This is a genomic window from Streptomyces sp. NPDC047108, from assembly GCF_040643575.1.
Classification (GTDB): Bacteria; Actinomycetota; Actinomycetes; order Streptomycetales; family Streptomycetaceae; genus Streptomyces.
In genome coordinates, this window is record NZ_JBEYUP010000005.1 from 290,550 (window position 1) to 308,218 (window position 17,669).

Here is a 17,669-nt window from a genome sequence, read left to right on the forward strand (position 1 = left end):
ACCTTGGTGGTTCCCGGGCCCCGCGCCGTACGCACAGCGGCGGCGGTCAGTCGGCGGCCGGAGCGCCGGAGCGCTCCTTGTCCAGCCGGTCCTTCTCCGCCTGCTCCGCCTCCTCCTCGGCCTTCTCCTTCGCCTCCATCTCGGCGAAGACGTCGATGGGCGGCGGCGCCTTGGCGAGGAAGATCCAGGTCAGATAGACGGCCAGCAGGAACGGCGGGATCTTCAGCGCGACGAGCACCCAGCCGAACTTGGTCGCGTCCGCCCACAGGTAGAGCGGGAAGAGGATCGCCGACTTGCCGAGGAGGATCAGACCCCAGGCCCAGCTCGCCTTGGTGTAGGCCCGCTTGCGCCCCGGGTTCCGCTTCCGCCAGGACATGTTCTCCTTGAACACCGGCCCGAGGATCAGGCCGAGCAGCGGGACGCCGGCGATCGCGGTCGCGATGTAGGCCACCCCGAGCCCCAGCGTGTAGAACATGCCGGGCAGGTAGAAGTCCTTGGCGTTGCCGGTCATCATCGCGAAGACGACACCGAAGGCCACCCCGAAGACGCCGCTGAAGGCGTGCTTGATCGTGCCCTTCTGGACGAGCCGGGCGACACCGAGCACGACGGCGAGCACGAGGGCGGCGATCGCCGAGACGTGGATGTCCTTGTTCACCGTGTAGATGGCGACGAAGAGCAGGCCGGGCGCGGTGGTTTCCACCAGCCCGCGCACACCGCCGAACGCCTCGAAGAGGGCCGCCTCCGTGGCGGCCCTGCTTTCGTGGCCGGGCGCGCCGTCCTCGGCGGGCGGCGCGTCGTGCTGGGCGGGCTGATTGTCCGGAGTGGTCACCGGCTACTCCTGTCCGAGCGGTCGGAGTTCGTACTTCGGGTTGAAGAGCACCCGGCGGCCGTGGCTCATGGAGATCCGGCCCGATGCGATGAGCTTGCGGCCCGGCTCGATGCCCACGATGGAGCGCCGGCCGAGCCAGACGACGTCGAGCGCGGCCGAGCCGTCGAACAGCTCGGCCTCCAGTGCGGGGACACCGGCCCGCGGTCGCAGCGTGACCGTCCGCAGGGTGCCGGTGACCTTCACGATCTGGCGGTCGCCGCAGTCGGAGATCCGCGTGCATCCCGCGGCCTCGGCGGCCTGCTGCAGCTCGTCGGCGTGCAGCTCCTCCTCGCTGGAGGACAGCCGGTCGAGCATGCGCCGGAACCGGCCTGCCGGCTTCTGGGAACGGGGGACAGCGCTCATACGGGAAGCGTACCGGGGCGGGGGCCGCCCGATCACTGCGCGGCGGACCGGCCATCCCTGTGGGCGACTTCCCGTCCCGCACGGACCGCGCGGACGGTCCCTCACGGGCTCCCGCACGCCACCGCGCCCCCTCGTACGGTCTCCCGCGGACCGAGCAGCCGGTCCCCTCCCGCGGGCCCGGGCCCTCACGCCTCGAAGCGGTACCCCATCCCCGGCTCCGTGATGAAGTGCCGGGGATGCGCGGGGTCGTCCTCCAGCTTGCGGCGGAGCTGGGCCATGTAGACGCGCAGGTAATTGGTCTCGGTCCCGTACGAGGGCCCCCAGACCTCGCGGAGGAGCTGCTTCTGGCTGACCAGGCGGCCGGTGTTGCGGACGAGCACCTCCAGCAGATGCCACTCGGTGGGGGTGAGCCGGACGTCGCGCCCGCCGCGGTCGACCTTCTTCGCGGCCAGGTCGACGGTGAAGCCCTCGGTCTCGACGATCGCGGTGTCCCCCGCCGTGCCGCCGGGCTCCGCGCGGCGCACGGCGGCCCGCAGCCGGGCCAGCAGCTCGTCCATGCCGAAGGGCTTGGTGACGTAGTCGTCGGCGCCCGCGTCGAGCGCCTCGACCTTCTCGTCGGAGGTCTGGCGCGCGGAGAGGACGAGGACCGGCACGCGCGTCCAGCCGCGCAGGCCCTTGATCACCTCCACGCCGTCCATGTCGGGCAGGCCGAGATCGAGGATCACGACGTCGGGGTGGCGGTTGGCGGCCAGGTGGAGGGCGGTCGCGCCGTCCGGGGCGGCGTCCACCTCGTATTTCCGTGCCTTGAGGTTGATCACCAGGGCTCGGACGATCTGCGGCTCGTCCTCCACCACGAGCACCCGCGTCATGGGCGCCGCCTTTCTGCCGTACGAGGTCGTGTCCGGGCCGGGGCCCCGGCCACGACGTGGGTTCTCATGCTGCCGCCGTCACGACGTGACCGCCGCGGGAAGGCCGGGCTCAACCGGGGGCCTGCCGTCGGCGGACCGCAGGCTCAGCACCATGGTCATGCCGCCGCCGGGGGTGTCCTCGGCGGCCAGCGTCCCGCCCATGGCCTCGGCGAAGCCCCGGGCCACCGCGAGCCCCAGTCCCACGCCGCTGCCGCGCGGCACGTCGCCGTACCGCTGGAACGGTTCAAAGATCCGGTCCTTCGCGGGGTCGGGGACGCCCGGGCCGCGGTCGGCCACCCGCACCTCCACCCGCTCCCCGAGCGCACTGGCGGAGACGAGGACGGGCTCGCCGTCCGGGCTGTACTTGACGGCGTTCTCGACGATGTTGGCGACGCTGCGCTCCAGCAGGCCGGGGTCCACGTACACCATCGGCAGGTCCTCGGGGACGTCGAGGACGACGCTGCCCTCGGGGACGCCGCCGAGGGCCATGGGCACCACCTCGTCGACGTCGGCCTCGCGGATCAGCGGGGTGACGGTCCCGGTCTGCAGCCGTGACATGTCCAGGAGGTTGCCAACGAGGTGGTCGAGCCGGTCGGCTCCCTCCTCGATCGCGGCCAGCAGCTCGGCCTCGTCCGCCTCGGACCAGGCCACGTCGTCGGAGCGCAGGGAGGTCACCGCGGCCTTGATCGCGGCGAGCGGGGTGCGCAGATCGTGCGAGACGGCGGCGAGCAGCGCGGTCCGTATGCGGTTGCCCTCGGCGAGCTCGCGGGCCCGTGCGGCCTCCCCGACCAGGCGCCGGCGGTCCAGGACGACGGCCGCCTGGGCAGCGAACGCGGCCAGGACGCGGCGGTCCACGGCGGGCAGGACGCGGCCGCTGAGCGCCAGGGCCATGGTGTCCCCGACGGGTACGTCCACATCGGCCTCGTCGGGCCGCAGCAGCGGCCGTGTGCCCACGGAGGCCGCGCAGGTCCACGGGTCGACCTCGCTCCGCCGCTCCAGCAGGGCGACGGACTCCATGCCGAAGGTCTCCCTGACGCGCTCCAGGAGGGCCTCGACGCTCGTCTCGCCGCGGATCACGCTCCCGGCGAGGAACGAGAGGATCTCGGACTCGGCGCGCAACCGCGCCGCCTGGTGGGTGCGGCGGGCGGCGAGGTCGACGACGGACGCCACGGCCAGGGCGACGGCGAAGAAGATCGCGATGGCGACGATGTTCTCCGGGTCGGCGATCGTCCAGGTGTGGGTGGGGGGCGTGAAGTAGTAATTCAGCAGCAGGGAGCCGGCCGCGGCCGAGGCGAGGGCGGGCAGCAGACCGCCGAGCAGGGCCGCCCCCACGGTGAGGCTGAGGAAGAGCAGGACGTCGTTGGCGAGGCCGGGACCGGGTTCCAGGCTGGTCAGCAGCAACGTCAGCAGGACGGGCCCGACGACGCCGACGCCCCAGCCGGCGAGGAGCCGGGAGCGGCCGAGCCGGGCCCCGCGGGCGACGGGCAGGCCGCGGCCCTTGGCGACCTCGCCGTGGGTGACGATGTGGACGTCGAGATCGGGTCCGGACTCGCGGGCCACGGTGGCGCCGACACCGGGGCCGAAGACGTACTGCCAGGTCTTGCGGCGGCTGGAGCCCAGCACGATCTGGGTGGCGTTGACGCCGCGGGCGAAGTCGAGCAGGGCCTCGGGGATGTCGTCGCCGACGACGTGGTGGTAGGTGCCGCCGAGGTCCTCGACCAGGGTGCGCTGGACGGCCAGCTCCTTCGGGGACGCGGAGGTGAGTCCGTCGCTGCGGGAGACGTAGACGGCCAGGACCTCGCCGCCGGCGCCCTTGGTCGCCATGCGCGCGGCCCGGCGGATGAGCGTCCGGCCCTCGGGGCCTCCGGTGAGGCCGACGACGATGCGCTCGCGTGCCTGCCAGATCGTGGAGACGTCGTGCTCGCTGCGGTACTGCTGGAGGTAGGCGTCGACCCGGTCCGCGGTCCACAGGAGGGCCAGCTCGCGCAGGGCGGTGAGGTTGCCGGGCCGGAAGTAGTTCGACAGGGCCGCGTCGACCTTGTCGGGGGCGTAGATGTTGCCGTGCGCCATGCGGCGGCGCAGGGCCTGGGGCGACATGTCGACCAGCTCGATCTGGTCGGCGCGGCGTACGACCTCGTCCGGCACGGTCTCGCGCTGACGGACGCCGGTTATCGTCTCGACCACGTCGCCCAGCGACTCCAGGTGCTGGATGTTGACCGTGGAGACGACGTCGGTCCCGGCTTGCAGCAACTCCTCGACGTCCTGCCAGCGCTTGGCGTTGCGGGAGCCGGGGACGTTGGTGTGGGCCAGCTCGTCGACGAGGGCCACGGCCGGGCGGCGGGCGAGGACGGCGTCCACGTCCATCTCCGTGAAGGTGCTGCCGCGGTACTCCAGCACACGGCGCGGGACGTGCTCCAGACCGTGCAGCATCACCTCGGTGCGCGGGCGCCCGTGGTGCTCGACGAAGGCGACGACGCAGTCGGTGCCCCGCTCCACGCGGCGGTGCGCCTCGGCCAGCATGGCGTACGTCTTGCCCACGCCCGGCGCCGCGCCGAGGTAGATCCTGAGCTTGCCGCGTGCCATGGCTCCATTGTCTTCCCGGGTGCCGGAGCGGGTCCCGGGACACCGGTCCGCCGTGCTGCCGACTGTACGACCGGGGAGGGGGACAAAACGGGCGTCGGGCGGTCTCGGGGTGCGTATTGACGCAACCCTGACGCGGCGGTCCGGGCCGCCGCGCGGCTCCCGCACGCCGTTAAGCGGAATGTCTTCCCCGGGCTTTCCGGCGGGCCTCGTGCGACGCCGCCGAGGCTGCGAGGATGACCTGCATGACAGACGTACGGGCCGCGCACACCGCGGAGTTGGGCGACGCGGAGCTGAAGGCCATCCGGACGCTCCTCGACGCCGCCTTCGACGGCGACTTCACCGAAACGGACTGGGATCACGCCCTGGGCGGGGTGCACGCCACGGTGTGGGACGGCGACGAGCTGATCGGGCACGGCGCCGTGGTGCAGCGGCGGCTGCTGCACGCGGGCCGCGCCCTGCGCACCGGCTATCTGGAGGGGATCGCGGTCCGCGCGGACCGGCGCGGCCAGGGGCACGGCGCGGCGGTGATGACGGAGCTGGAGCGCGTCGTGCGCGGGGCGTACGAGCTGGGGGCGCTGTCCACGGCCGAGGGTGTGTCCGGCTTCTACACGGCCCGCGGCTGGCAGCTCTGGCAGGGCCCGGCGTGCGTGCTCAGCCCCTCGGGCATCGTGCGCACCGAGGAGGACGAGGGCGGTCTGTACGTGCTGCCCGTGCACGCCCGTATCGACCCGAAGGGCGTCCTGGTCTGCGACTGGCGGGACGGGGACGCCTGGTAGGCCCGTACGCGGGCCGTGAGTGCCCCCGTGCCGGTCGGCACGGCGCTGCGCGCGATCTGCGCCCACGAGTCGCCGGTTACCCGAACGGTGCGCGCTCCACGGGCCGTTCACGTGCGCCCCGCTCACCAGCGGCGGACCGATGCGGCGCGCCGGGAACCCCGTCGGCGCTCACCAGCGGCAGACCTGTGCGGCGCACTGGGAACCCCGTCGGCGCTCACGAGCCGTCAACGCGCCCCGCGCGATGCGCAGTTGCCTGCGCACAAGGCGGTGGGCCGTACCCCTCACGGGAGTACGGCCCACCGCATCGGCTGTTCCGTGCCGCCGTCAGCGCACCTCGGAGATCTCCGGGCCGCGCTGCAGCCGGTCCACGCCGCCCGCGAACCGCGAGCCCTCGGCCTGGTCCTGCTGCACGCCCTCGGGGACCATCTGGGCGTCCTCCGGCAGCTTGAGCACGATCGGGTCGCGCGGGGCCATCGGCCCCTCACCGCGCACCACGACCGTGTCCTTGAAGATCTGCTCGAGCACTCCGGCGGCCTGCGGCTGCACGGCGCCCTGACCGGAGATCACACCGCGCAGGAACCAGCGCGGCCCGTCGACCCCGATGAAGCGCACCAGTTGCACGCCGTTGGTGCCGTCCGGCAGCTGTACGGGAACCTGCGCGCGCAGCTCCCAGCCCAGCGGGCCTTCGACCTCGTCGACCACGCCGCCCTGCTGGGTGATCCCGCCCGCGATCTCGGCGCGGACCTCGCTCCAGATGCCTTCCCGCTTCGGCGCGGCGAAGGCCTGGAGCTGCACGGCGCTGTCCCTGAGCACCACGGTCGCGGCGACGATGGAGTCACCGGCGACCTCGACCCGAAGCTCCATGCCCTCGACCCCGGGCACGAGGATGCCTCCCAGGTCGACTCGCCCCTCGCCGGGGCCAGGGACCTCGGTGATGTCCCACGGGCCCTCGGGCCGCGGTGCGGGCGGCAGGCTCACGCGGCGGTGCTCGCCGGTGTCCTGGGCTGCGTCGTCCGGCTCGAACTCGTCCGAGCCGACGCCGTCGGCCCGCCTGTCGGCTGCGCCTGCGACACTCTCCGTGTCTGCGTCCTTGCGACGACGTCCGAACACGTCACTGTCCTTCCCGGTCGGCAACGACCGCTGCGTAATCATTTCCCCCGGCGGAGCCGCCCACAGCGGCATGACCGCCGGTGGACCCGAAGCCCCCGTCGGCCCTCGCGGAGCCGGGAAGCTCCGCCACCTCGTGGAAGCGCACCTTCTCGACCTGCTGGACGACCAGTTGGGCAACCCGGTCGAACCGCTCGAACCGTACGGTCTCCCGCGGGTCCAGATTGACCACGATCACCTTGATCTCTCCACGGTACCCGGCATCGACCGTCCCAGGGGCATTCACCAGCGCTACACCGCAGCGGGCGGCCAGTCCGGAACGCGGATGCACGAAGGCCGCGTACCCGTCGGGAAGGGCGATCGACACCCCGGTCGGCAGCACGGTCCGCTCCCCCGGCGCCAGCTCGGCCGGCTCGGTGGTCACGAGATCGGCACCGGCGTCGCCGGGGTGACCGTAGGCGGGCAGCGGCACCTCGGGGTCCACCCGCCGGATCAGCACGTCGACCGGGGCACGGCTCACGGGTTCACCTCGAATGCGCGGGCGACCTTCACCTGGTCCGGGTCCGAGAGCGCCGCCTGGATCTCCTCGTCACGGCCGTTCTCGATGAAGTGGTCCACCTTGACCTCTATGAAGAGGGCGTCGGCGCGGACGGCGACGGGCCCGTCGGGGCCTCCGATGCGGCCGACCGCGGAGCAGTAGATCTTGCGGCCGTGGCGCGCCGTCACGCGCGCGTCGAGATGCAGCACCGTGCCGACGGGAACGGGCCGTACGAAGTCGGTCTCCAGCCGTCCGGTCACCGCGATCACCCGCAGCAGCCAGTTCAGCGAGCCCAGCGTCTCGTCCAGGGCGGTGGCCAGGACGCCGCCGTGGGCCAGGCCGGGCGCGCCCTGGTGCGCGGGCTTGACGGTGAACTCGGCGGTGACGCTGACGCCCTCGCCCGCACGCGCCTCCAGATGCAGGCCGTGCGGCTGGGCGCCGCCGCAGCCGAAGCACTGGTCGTAGTGAGACCCGAGGAGCTCACCGGGCGCGGGCGCCTCGGGGTGCCGCTGCGGCGGGACGGCGCCCGCCGGCGGCTTCAGCGATACAGATGGTGCACTCACGAGTGCTGACCCTACCCGCGCGGGCGGACAGTCGGTGAGGGCGTGCCAAGCTTGTGCGCATGCAGTCCTACGAAGAACGCCTGACCGCGCCCCGGTCCTGGTGGCTCGTCACGGTGCTCGCCGGGCTCTCCCTGGCTCTGATCCTGCTCCCTGTCGGCCTGCTGCCGATGCTGGGCGGGCTGATCGGCGGCGTGGCGCTGGGGGCTGCGGCGGTCAGCGCGTACGGCTCGGTGCGGATCCGCGTGGTGGCGGGCTCACTGGTCGCGGGGGACGCGCGGGTCCCGGTGGAGGCACTGGGCGCCACCGAGGTGCTGGACGCGGAGGAGGCGGCCGCCTGGCGCACGCACAAGGCCGATCCGCGGGCGTTTCTGCTCCTGCGCAGCTACATTCCCACCGCTCTGCGGGTGGAGGTCAGCGACCCGGAGGACCCGACGCCGTACCTGTACCTGTCGACCCGGGACCCCGAGGGTCTGGCGGCGGCGCTGCAGGCCGTACGGGCCTAGAGAGGGCCGTGCCGCAGGCCGTACGGGGCTTGGAGTGGCCGTCCCCGTAGGAGCGGTGGCCGCAGGTCAGTCGCCGGAGGGCTTCGGCGGGTCCTGGAGGGCCTTGGGGCTGCCCGGCTCCTCGAATTCCCCGAGCGGGGCGGGGTCGGGAGGCAGCGCCTCCCAGGCGACCTGGCGCTTGCGCAGGTCGGCCCGGATCTTCTCGGCGAGCTTCCGGGTCTCGCGCCGGTTCATCATGGCGCCGACCGCCGCGCCGATCATGAACGGCATGAGGTTCGGCAGGTTGCGCACGGTGCGCTTGAGAACACGCTGGCGGAGTTCCCGCCGCATCTGGACCCCGAGGGCCGCATTGACGGTCAGAGGCCTGGAGACGTCGATACCTCGCTCGTCGGCCCAGGAGCCCAGGTAGGCGGTGCCGCGTTCCGTGAAGGTGCCGGGCGGGCGGTTGCCGTAGACCTCGTGCAGCTCGGCGATGAGCTTCAGCTCGACCGAGGCGACACCGACGATCTCGGCCGCCAGCTCGGCGGGGAGCGCCGGCGGTACGGGCATCATCGCGGCCGCGCCGACGCTCGCGCCGACGGCCGCGGATCCCTTGACGGCTCCGGCCACCAGCCGGTCCGCCAGCTCCTCGGGGCCGAGGCCCGGGAACTGGCGGCGGAGTGCGGCGAGGTCGCGCACCGGAATGCGCGGCGCTGTCTCGACGATCCGGTCGACGACCACCGAGAGACCGTGGCGGGCGCCCCGTCCGCCCTTGGTCATGCCACGGCCGGCCGCATGTGCGAGCGAGGCCGCCCGGCCCCGCTCGACGCGTGCGTCCGGATGAGACCGCCACCGCCCGAAGGTTCCCCTGCGGGGCGGCGTGGAGCCTGTCACGGCCGCCGGTTCTCAGGCCGCGCAGTCGCGGCAGATCGGCTGGCCGTTCTTCTCCGCGGCGAGCTGGCTGCGGTGGTGGACGAGGAAGCAGCTCATGCACGTGAACTCGTCGGCCTGGCGGGGCAGCACGCGGACGGACAGCTCCTCGTTCGAGAGGTCCGCTCCGGGCAGCTCCAGACCTTCGGCCTGCTCGAACTCGTCGACGTCGACGGTCGAGGTCGACTTGTCGTTCCGCCGGGCCTTCAGTTCCTCGATGCTGTCCTCGTTGAGGTCGTCATCGGTCTTGCGTGGGGTGTCGTAGTCCGTTGCCATGTCGCTCTCCCCCTCTGGGTGTCTGCGGTGTCTCCAGCGCACGTAACGCGTGAGAGGCCGGACTTGTGCCCGACCCGAGGCGGAGATTTTGCCTCACATCAAGGTCTGTTACTCAATCGACACCCAACCGCACCCCTGAAGAGGTGATCGGCTTGGATGGCGATCGGGACCGTACACGGTCCTGTTGTCGCACTACACAGGGCCTCCCCGTGTACTTCCCGTGATCACGACCCTGGGAAACCCGGATTTTCCCGGCTTTCACCACCCCTTGTGATCACACTGTGTAGATGGCCGAAAAATCGTGCATGTGATCGATCACACACGCTCCACCGTGGAGACCTCCGAGGATAACTCGGAACAATCCCCCCAAAGCGAACACCCCCTCGAACACTCAAACCGGCAGGGTGACGCGCATCACGAGGCCGCCTCCGTCGCGCGGCTCGGCCGTGATGGCGCCTCCGTGGGCCCGCGCGACCGACCGGACGATGGACAGCCCCAGCCCGACCCCCTTGTCGCTCCCCGTCCGCTCGGAGCGCAGCCTGCGGAAGGGTTCGAAGATGTTGTCCAGCTCGTAGGCCGGCACCACGGGTCCCGTGTTCGCGACCACCAGCAGCGCCTGTCCCGGCAGCGCCTCGGTGGTGACCTCGACCCAGCCTCCGGAGTGGTTGTAGCGGACGGCATTCTGTACCAGATTCAGGGCGATCCGCTCAAGAAGCACGCCATTGCCCTGGACGACGACGGGCTCGCGCACGCCGCGGAGCGCCACCTGCTGCGTCTCGGCCTCCTCGCGGATCTGCTGCACGGCCCGTGAGGCGACCTCCGCGAGGTCCACGGGTTTGCGGTCCACGATCTCGTTGTCGCTCCTGGCGAGCAGCAGCAGACCCTCGACGAGCTGCTCGCTGCGCTCGTTGGTGGCCAGCAGCGTCTTGCCGAGCTGAGCCAGCTCCGGTGATGCCTCCGGATCGGAGAGCTGGACCTCCAGCAGCGTGCGGTTGATGGCCAGTGGGGTGCGCAGCTCGTGCGAGGCGTTGGCCACGAAGCGCCGCTGGGCGTCGAAGGCCCGGGCGAGCCGGTCGAGCATCTCGTCGAAGGTGTCGGACAGCTCCTTCAACTCGTCGTCGGGGCCGTCCAGTTCGATCCGCCGGGTCAGGTCCGTGGCCGCCACCTGGCGGGCGGTACGCGTGATCCGGCCGAGCGGCGAGAGGACGCGGCCCGCCATGGCGTAGCCGAAGGCGAAGGCGACGACGCTGAGGCCGAGCAGGGCCAGCAGGGACCGCCGGAGCAGGTCGTCCAGCGCCTGTTCCTTCTGGTGGTCCATGCAGGCGTCCAGGACGACGTTGGCCTCGTCGGCTGGCATGTTGGCCTTCAGGCCCGGGCAGGTGTTGCTGGTCAGCGCGACCTTGCTGCCCGGGAGCAGCTTGAACAGCGGCTCGTTGCCGACGTTGAGCGCCTGCGCCGCGAGCAGGTAGATGATCGAGAGCAGCAGGATCCCCGCGATCAGGAACATGCCGCCGTAGAGCAGGGTGAGCCGTATCCGGATGGTGGGCCGCAGCCAGGGGAAGGGACGCGAGGGGTGCTGCGGGTCCCAGGTGGGTTTCGGGGGCGCGGCCGGGGGTGCGGGCGTCTGGGCCATGGGTCAGATCCGGTAGCCGGAGCCGGGGATGGTGACGATCACGGCCGGCTCGCCGAGCTTGCGGCGCAGCGTCATGACCGTGACCCGGACGACGTTGGTGAAGGGGTCGGTGTTCTCGTCCCAGGCCTTCTCCAGGAGCTGCTCGGCCGACACCACGGTCCCCTCGCTGCGCATCAGCACCTCCAGCACCGCGAACTCCTTGGGTGCGAGCTGCACCTCCTTGCCGTCACGGAACACCTCGCGCCGGTTCGGGTCCAGCTTGATCCCGGCGCGTTCGAGCACGGGTGGGAGCGCGACGGTCGTACGGCGCCCCAGGGCCCGTACGCGCGCCGTCAGCTCGGTGAAGGCGAAGGGCTTCGGGAGGTAGTCGTCGGCGCCGATCTCCAAGCCCTCGACGCGGTCGCTGACGTCACCGGATGCGGTGAGCATCAGGACACGGGTCGGCAGGCCCAGTTCCACGATCCGGCGGCACACGTCGTCGCCGTGGACGAGCGGCAGGTCGCGGTCGAGCACGACCACGTCGTAGTCGTTGACCTCGATGCGCTCCTGGGCGGCGGCACCGTCGTACACGACGTCGACGGCCATGGCCTCCCGGCGCAGTCCTGTGGCCACCGCATCGGCGAGCAGTTGCTCGTCCTCGACGACGAGTACGCGCACGGGGTGTTCCTTCCCTACGGGCCTGTGGTCAGGCCGGATACCGGCTTCCGAGCGTCTCCATCCTGCCTCGAAGCCCCTTAAACCGGGGGTAAGGGGTGCGAGCGGAGCAAGAAATTCGGATTCCCCGCTTTCTTGAGGTTTCTCTGAGGTGGCAGAGGGGGAGGACGAGGGCACACCCGAGATCACAGCCCGTGCGCGGCTTGGCGCATCCTGCTGTCCCCCGCAGGATCCGGGCCCGTGGTCACCCGCCGTCGGCACACCCTCTGTGCCACCGACCCACGACGAGGGGGCGCACATGGACGCGTTCACCGCAGGACTGCTGCAGCGCATACGAACCACGGAGACCGACCTCATGCGCGCTCGCGAGACGGGCGACGACTTCCTCGCCGAGGTGGAGCAGGGAGAGCTGGACGACCTGCACCGCTTGGCCGCCGAGCACGGAGTGGAAGTCGGCGCACTGACCTCCTGACGAGCCCCGATCCTTCCGGAAGCGCCCCGGCACCTGTGAGGTGCCGGGGCGCTTTCGCCGTTCCGGGTCCTGCCGTTCCGGGTCCTGCCGTTCCGGGTCCTGCCGTTCTGGGTCCTGCCGTTCCGGGCCGGGCGCGTCAGTCGTGCCAGGCGCCCAGCTCGTCGAGCGTCCGCTGCAGCGTGTCGAAGAGCCCGGGGGAGGCGGCCACGGCCAGTTCGGTCGACAGGGCCACGCCCGGCCGGCCGCCGGTGCGTGCGCCCGCCTCGCGGGCGATCAGCTCACCCGCGGCGTAGTCCCACGGGTTGAGCCCGCGCTCGTAGTAGCCGTCCAGCCGACCGCAGGCCACGTCGCACAGGTCGATCGCCGCGGACCCTCCGCGCCGGATGTCGCGGACCTGCGGCAGGATGCGGCGCACCACCTCGGCCTGGCCGAGCTTGCGCTCGACGACGTAGCCGAAGCCCGTACCGATGAGGGCCTGGTCCAGGGGCGGCGACGGGCGCGCCTCCAGGAGGCGGTCCCCGAGGCGGGCGCCGCCGCCGAGGACGGCGGAGAAGGTCTCGCCGCGGCTGGGGATCTCCACGACGCCGACGGCCGTCTCGCCGTCGATCTCCGCGGCGATGCTGACGGCCCAGGAGGGCAGTCCGTAGAGGTAGTTGACCGTGCCGTCGATGGGGTCGATGACCCAGCGCACCCCGCTGCTGCCCTCGGTGCTCGACCCCTCCTCGCCGAGGAAGCCGTCGTCGGGGCGGGCCGCGGAGAGATAGCCGGTGATCAGTTTCTCGGACGCTATGTCCATCTCGGTGACCACGTCGATGGCGCTGCTCTTCGTCGCGGCGACCCCGAGGTCGGCCGGACGGCTCCCGCTCAGCAGGGCACCGGCCCGGCGGGCGGCCTCGAGGGCGAGATCCAGCAGTTCGTTCTTCAGCGGGTCGGTCACAGTGCTCCCTGCTCCTGGGGTCGGGGGTACGGGCTGTCGCCTCCCGCGGCGGCGGGCCGCGGGTCACGGGCGGGGCAGCAGCCCACGGGGCAGAGGTCGTGGCTCGCGCCGAGCGCGCCGAGCGCGCAGCGGTCGACCACGCGCCCCTGCTCCACGGCCGCGCGCTCCAGGACGAGATCGCGGATCCCGGCGGCGAAGCGCGGGTCGGCGCCGACGGTCGCGGCCCGCGTGACGGGCAGTCCCAGCTCCTCCGCCTTGGCCGCGGCCTCGGTGTCGAGGTCGTACTTGACCTCCATGTGGTCGGAGACGAAGCCGATCGGCACCATCACCGCCGCCGGGGCCCCGGAGCCGTGCAGGGCCTCGAGGTGGTCGCAGATGTCCGGCTCGAGCCAGGGGATGTGGGGGGCGCCGCTGCGCGACTGGTAGACGAGCCGCCAGGGGTGCTCGGTCCCGGTGGCCTCCTGCACCGCCGCGGTGATCTGCCGGGCCACGTCCAGGTGCTGGGCGACGTACGCGCCGCCCTTGCCTTGGGCGTCGAGCGGGCCTGAGGTGTCGGCGGAGGACGTCGGGACGGAGTGCGTGGTGAACGCCAGATGGGCGCCCTCGCGTACGTCCTCGGGCAGCCGGTCGAGCGCCGCCAGCGTCGCGTCCACCATCGGCCGGACGAAGCCGGGGTGGTTGAAGTAGTGGCGCAGCTTGTCCACGCGCGGCAGCGGCAGGCCCTCCTTCTCCAGGGCGGTCAGCGCGTCGGCGAGGTTCTCCCGGTACTGCCGGCAGCCCGAGTACGAGGCGTAGGCGCTCGTGGCGAAGACCAGGATGCGCCGCCGTCCGTCGGCGGCCATCTCGCGCAGGGTGTCCGTCAGATAGGGCGCCCAGTTGCGGTTGCCCCAGTAGACGGGCAGGTCGACGCCGTGCTCGCCGAAGTCCTTGCGCAGCGCGTGGAGCAGCTCGCGGTTCTGGGCGTTGATCGGGCTCACGCCGCCGAAGAGGAAGTAGTGCTGCCCCACCTCCGCCAGGCGCTCACGCGGGATGCCGCGGCCGCGGGTGACGTTCTCCAGGAACGGGACCACGTCGTCCTCCCCCTCGGGACCGCCGAAGGAGAGAAGCAGCAGAGCGTCGTACGGGGCGTGGGCCGGTTGTTCGGGCATGTCCTCGATCCTGCCACCCTCACCGGGGCCCGGGGACGCGCGCCCCGGGCGCGGGGCCAGGACACGGCGGCGCGGGAGCCCGCCCGGAAATCGCCTGGCGCCGGGGCCCCCCTTCACCCGTAAGCTGTATCGGCTCCGATCGTTCCTTACGGCGCCCCTTCGACCCCATCTCCGCGGAGACTCCTTGGCCAGCCCCTATCGCGCGATCTTCGCCGCCCCCGGCACGAAGGGGTTCTCCGCCGCGGGCCTGCTCGGCCGGATGCCGCTGTCCATGATGGGCGTCGGCATCATCACCATGATCTCGCAGCTCACCGGCCGCTACGGTCTCGCCGGTGCGCTCTCGGCCACGATCGCGCTGTCTGCGGCCCTCATCGGCCCGCAGGTCTCCCGGCTGGTCGACCGGTACGGCCAGCGCCGCGTCCTGCGCCCGGCCACGCTGGTCTCGGTCCTCGCCGTGGGCGGGGTGCTGCTCTGTGCCGAGCTGAGGCTGCCGGACTGGACGCTGTTCGTCTTCGCCGCGGGCGGCGGATGCGTGCCGAGTCTCGGTTCGATGATCCGGTCGCGCTGGGCGGCGATCCACGCCGGCTCCCCGCGGCTGCTGCACACCGCGTACGCGTGGGAGTCGATCGTCGACGAGATCTGCTTCATCCTCGGGCCGGTGCTCTCGATCGGGCTGTCCACGGCCTGGTTCCCGGCCGCCGGGCCGCTGCTGGCCGGGGTCTTCCTGATCACGGGTGTCCTCTGGCTGACCTCGCAGCGCGCCACCGAGCCGGTGCCGCACCCGCGCGGCGACCACACCAAGGGGTCCGCGCTGCGCTCCCCCGGTCTGCAGGTCCTGGTGGCCACGTTCGTGTCGACGGGCGCCATCTTCGGCGCGGTCGACGTGGTGACGGTGGCCTTCGCCGAGGAGGAGGGGCACAAGGCCGCGGCGAGCCTGGTGCTCGCGGTCTACGCGCTGGGCTCCGGCGTCGCCGGAGCCGTTTTCGGACTGCTGCACCTCAAGGGGCGGGCCGATCGCCGGTGGCTGCTGGGCGTGGTCGTGATGGCCATGAGTATGATCCCACTCCAACTGGCCGGGAGCCTGTCGTTTCTGGCCGTGGCGCTCTTCTTCGCGGGCCTGTCCATCGCACCGACCATGGTGACCACCGTGGCCCTCGTCGAGCAGCACGTACCACGCGCGAAGCTGACCGAGGCCCTCACCTGGGTGAGCACCGGAGTCGCGGTCGGCATGGCCCTCGGCTCGGCCACCGCGGGATGGGTGGTGGACGCCGCCGGGGCGGACGCGGGGTACGGGGTGCCGGCCGCGGCCGGAGCGCTCGCGGCGGCGGTGGGTTTCCTGGGGTACCGCCGGCTGGCGCCGGCACGCGAGCGGGGAGGGGCGTCCACAGATGACCGCACAGAGCACCGCGTGGCGTAACTGGGCGGGGAACGTCACCGCCCGCCCGGCACGGTCCGTGGCACCCTCCTCCACGGAGGAGCTGGCCGGGATCGTCGCGGCCGCGGCCGAGGACGGCCTGACGGTCAAGCCCGTCGGCACCGGCCATTCGTTCACGGCGGCCGCCGCCACCGACGGCGTGCTCATACGCCCCGAACGCCTCGCCGGGATACGGGAGATCGACCGCGCCGCGGGCACGGTCACCGTCGGGTCCGGCACCCCGCTCAAGCAGCTCAACCAGGCCCTCGCGGCCGAGGGTCTGTCGCTGACCAACATGGGCGACATCATGGAGCAGACGGTGGCCGGGGCCACCAGCACCGGCACCCATGGCACCGGCCGCGACTCCGCCTCGACGTCCGCCCAGATCAAGGCCCTTGAGCTGGTCACCGCCGACGGCTCGGTGCTGCAGTGCTCCGACAAGGAGAATCCCGAGGTCTTCGCCGCCGCACGCCTGGGGCTCGGCGCCCTGGGGGTCGTCACCGCGGTCACCCTCGCCGTCGAGCCGGTCTTCCTGCTCACCGCGCGCGAGGAGCCGATGCCCTTCGACCGGGTCGTCGCGGAGTTCGGTCAACACGTCGTGGAGAACGAGCACTTCGAGTTCTACTGGTTCCCGCACACCGAGAACTGCAACACCAAGCGCAACAACCGCAGCGCGGGCCCGGCCGCCCCGCTCGGGCGGATCGGCGGCTGGGTCGAGGACGAGCTGCTCTCCAACGGGGTGTTCCAGGCGGTCTGTTCGATCGGCCGGGCGGTGCCCGCGGCCATTCCCGGTATCGCCAAGATCTCCAGCCGGGCGCTGTCGGCCCGCACCTACACGGACATCCCTTACAAGGTTTTCACCAGTCCCCGCCGGGTCCGTTTCATCGAAATGGAGTACGCCCTTCCGCGGGAGATCGCCATGGACGCGCTGCGTGAGGTCAAGGCCATGGCGGCCCGCTCGAACCTGCGCATCAGCTTCCCCGTCGAGGTGCGCACCGCACCGGCCGACGACATCACGCTGTCCACGGCGTCGGGCCGGGAGACCGCGTACATCGCCGTGCACATGTACCGGGGCACGCCGCACCAGGCGTACTTCACCGCCGTCGAGCGGATCATGACCGCGCACGAGGGCCGCCCCCACTGGGGCAAGCTGCACACCCGCGACGCCGCGTACCTGGCCGGGGTCTACCCGCGGTTCGGCGAGTTCACGGCGCTCCGCGACCGACTCGACCCGGAGCGGGTGTTCGGCAACGCGTATCTGCGGCGCGTCCTGGGCGACTGACCGAGCCGACGGCAGGTCACCCGCGGTGCTACGACGCCGAGTCGACCCGGGGCCACGACGCCGGGTCACACCCCGGGACTCCGACGCCGGGTCACCGGGGGGCGGGACCGGGCCACTTGGCGGCTTCTCGGATCCGCGGGCCCTCCCGCTTCGGTCCGAGCCCGGTGAAGCCGGGGCCAAGGGCCCGAACTCGCGCCCGAGCCGCCACCCGGCCCGGTGGAATCCTCCAGGCGGACGGTTACCGCGGGGCGTACGGGAGAACGCTCCGCGCCGGCGCCGGCCTCTCGGTGGCACCCGACCCCCGAACGGACCGTGCACGGTGGGTGGTTGAGGGACGAACGGCCGATCCGCCGATGATCACTGAAGAGGAATCAGATGTTCCGATTCAGCGGATTCCGTGAAAGTCACCACCAGGTCACCACGAGCTCCACACCCAACTCCCTTGCGCACGGCAAGTTCCGCGGCGCGGCGGCTGCACCGGCATGGCACGAATGGAGTACTGTGGCGAACCTTGGCTCCGGTTCCCATCCAGCCGCCGGACCCATCGGGGCGCCGGAGGCGGCACTCGGATCGGTGGAGCCGCGGCGGGACACGGGCAACGGTGCACAGGGACAACCGATACGGTCACTGAGCGTGGCGAAAGGTAACCGTGTCATAACGGCGTATCCGGGCGCATGCCCGACACGCCAGGCAACTCGGCAATGATGTGGCAGGCTGCACCCGGGCAGGCCACAC

Annotated in this window: 18 protein-coding genes; 5 read left to right on the plus strand and 13 right to left on the minus strand. The window is 72.0% G+C overall.

What is annotated here, in order from left to right:
- Positions 1 to 46: 46 nt before the first annotated feature.
- From ABZ822_RS14295 to ABZ822_RS14310, 4 genes are all read right to left on the minus strand, one after another.
- On the minus strand, positions 47 to 829 hold the full coding sequence (locus ABZ822_RS14295) for a DUF3159 domain-containing protein (RefSeq protein WP_360852165.1): 783 nt from the start codon (positions 827 to 829) through the stop codon (positions 47 to 49).
- Positions 830 to 832: 3 nt separating this feature from the next.
- Positions 833 to 1,231 (minus strand): OB-fold nucleic acid binding domain-containing protein, encoded by a 399-nt coding sequence (locus tag ABZ822_RS14300; protein ID WP_360852168.1) that lies wholly within the window; start codon positions 1,229 to 1,231, stop codon positions 833 to 835.
- A 185-nt stretch (positions 1,232 to 1,416) separates the two neighbouring features.
- Positions 1,417 to 2,100 (minus strand): response regulator, encoded by a 684-nt coding sequence (locus ABZ822_RS14305; RefSeq protein ID WP_360852171.1) that lies wholly within the window; start codon positions 2,098 to 2,100, stop codon positions 1,417 to 1,419.
- Between the two features lie 78 nt (positions 2,101 to 2,178).
- A complete protein-coding gene (locus ABZ822_RS14310; RefSeq protein ID WP_360852174.1) occupies positions 2,179 to 4,722 on the minus strand; it encodes a DUF4118 domain-containing protein in 2,544 nt (847 codons plus the stop codon).
- Between the two features lie 242 nt (positions 4,723 to 4,964).
- On the opposite strand from ABZ822_RS14310, the gene ABZ822_RS14315 reads away from it, so the two are divergent.
- A complete protein-coding gene (locus ABZ822_RS14315) occupies positions 4,965 to 5,498 on the plus strand; it encodes a GNAT family N-acetyltransferase (protein ID WP_360852177.1) in 534 nt (177 codons plus the stop codon).
- Between the two features lie 324 nt (positions 5,499 to 5,822).
- On the opposite strand, the gene ABZ822_RS14320 is transcribed toward ABZ822_RS14315, so the two are convergent.
- Genes ABZ822_RS14320 through ABZ822_RS14330 form a run of 3 tightly spaced genes read right to left on the minus strand, consistent with a single transcriptional unit; the run spans position 5,823 to position 7,706 of the window.
- Positions 5,823 to 6,608, minus strand: a complete 786-nt coding sequence (locus ABZ822_RS14320; RefSeq protein ID WP_360852180.1) for a DUF3710 domain-containing protein — start codon at positions 6,606 to 6,608, stop codon at positions 5,823 to 5,825.
- 1 nt (position 6,609) lies between these two features.
- Positions 6,610 to 7,125 carry a dUTP diphosphatase gene (gene dut / locus ABZ822_RS14325; protein WP_360852183.1) on the minus strand — a complete coding sequence of 172 codons (516 nt, stop codon included), beginning with the start codon at positions 7,123 to 7,125 and terminating at the stop codon, positions 6,610 to 6,612.
- Entirely contained in the window at positions 7,122 to 7,706 is a 585-nt protein-coding gene (locus ABZ822_RS14330; protein ID WP_360852186.1) for a PaaI family thioesterase, read from the minus strand. Before ABZ822_RS14330 ends, dut begins: the two co-directional genes overlap by 4 nt.
- Positions 7,707 to 7,765: 59 nt before the next feature.
- On the opposite strand from ABZ822_RS14330, the gene ABZ822_RS14335 reads away from it, so the two are divergent.
- Positions 7,766 to 8,209 carry a DUF3093 domain-containing protein gene (locus tag ABZ822_RS14335; RefSeq protein ID WP_360852189.1) on the plus strand — a complete coding sequence of 148 codons (444 nt, stop codon included), beginning with the start codon at positions 7,766 to 7,768 and terminating at the stop codon, positions 8,207 to 8,209.
- A 66-nt stretch (positions 8,210 to 8,275) separates the two neighbouring features.
- Here ABZ822_RS14335 and ABZ822_RS14340 read toward each other — a convergent pair whose 3' ends face one another.
- The 4 genes from ABZ822_RS14340 to ABZ822_RS14355 all read right to left on the minus strand — a co-directional run bounded on the left by ABZ822_RS14340 (position 8,276) and on the right by ABZ822_RS14355 (position 11,684).
- Entirely contained in the window at positions 8,276 to 8,968 is a 693-nt protein-coding gene (locus ABZ822_RS14340) for a hypothetical protein (RefSeq protein WP_360852191.1), read from the minus strand.
- A gap of 126 nt (positions 8,969 to 9,094) precedes the next feature.
- A complete protein-coding gene (locus ABZ822_RS14345; RefSeq protein WP_360852194.1) occupies positions 9,095 to 9,394 on the minus strand; it encodes a DUF4193 domain-containing protein in 300 nt (99 codons plus the stop codon).
- 391 nt (positions 9,395 to 9,785) lie between these two features.
- Complete coding sequence (locus ABZ822_RS14350) at positions 9,786 to 11,027, minus strand: HAMP domain-containing sensor histidine kinase (protein ID WP_360852197.1); 1,242 nt, start codon at positions 11,025 to 11,027, stop codon at positions 9,786 to 9,788.
- A gap of 3 nt (positions 11,028 to 11,030) precedes the next feature.
- Positions 11,031 to 11,684 carry a response regulator transcription factor gene (locus ABZ822_RS14355; RefSeq protein WP_360852200.1) on the minus strand — a complete coding sequence of 218 codons (654 nt, stop codon included), beginning with the start codon at positions 11,682 to 11,684 and terminating at the stop codon, positions 11,031 to 11,033.
- A gap of 295 nt (positions 11,685 to 11,979) precedes the next feature.
- Between ABZ822_RS14355 and ABZ822_RS14360 the strand changes: the two genes are divergently transcribed.
- Complete coding sequence (locus ABZ822_RS14360) at positions 11,980 to 12,153, plus strand: hypothetical protein (RefSeq protein WP_360852203.1); 174 nt, start codon at positions 11,980 to 11,982, stop codon at positions 12,151 to 12,153.
- Between the two features lie 136 nt (positions 12,154 to 12,289).
- Here the strand turns inward: ABZ822_RS14360 and ABZ822_RS14365 are convergent, their stop codons facing one another.
- Together ABZ822_RS14365 and ABZ822_RS14370 are read right to left on the minus strand one after the other, a co-directional pair.
- Complete coding sequence (locus ABZ822_RS14365; RefSeq protein WP_360852206.1) at positions 12,290 to 13,090, minus strand: inositol monophosphatase family protein; 801 nt, start codon at positions 13,088 to 13,090, stop codon at positions 12,290 to 12,292.
- The gene (locus ABZ822_RS14370) at positions 13,087 to 14,238 is read right to left on the minus strand and encodes a ferrochelatase (protein WP_360852209.1); all 1,152 of its coding nucleotides are present in this window, start codon (positions 14,236 to 14,238) and stop codon (positions 13,087 to 13,089) included. The genes ABZ822_RS14365 and ABZ822_RS14370 overlap by 4 nt, the downstream gene beginning before the upstream one ends.
- 184 nt (positions 14,239 to 14,422) lie before the next feature.
- On the opposite strand from ABZ822_RS14370, the gene ABZ822_RS14375 reads away from it, so the two are divergent.
- The gene (locus ABZ822_RS14375) at positions 14,423 to 15,655 is read left to right on the plus strand and encodes an MFS transporter (RefSeq protein ID WP_360852212.1); all 1,233 of its coding nucleotides are present in this window, start codon (positions 14,423 to 14,425) and stop codon (positions 15,653 to 15,655) included.
- The gene (locus ABZ822_RS14380; RefSeq protein WP_360852215.1) at positions 15,627 to 16,934 is read left to right on the plus strand and encodes a D-arabinono-1,4-lactone oxidase; all 1,308 of its coding nucleotides are present in this window, start codon (positions 15,627 to 15,629) and stop codon (positions 16,932 to 16,934) included. The genes ABZ822_RS14375 and ABZ822_RS14380 overlap by 29 nt, the downstream gene beginning before the upstream one ends.
- Positions 16,935 to 17,669 lie beyond the last annotated feature (735 nt).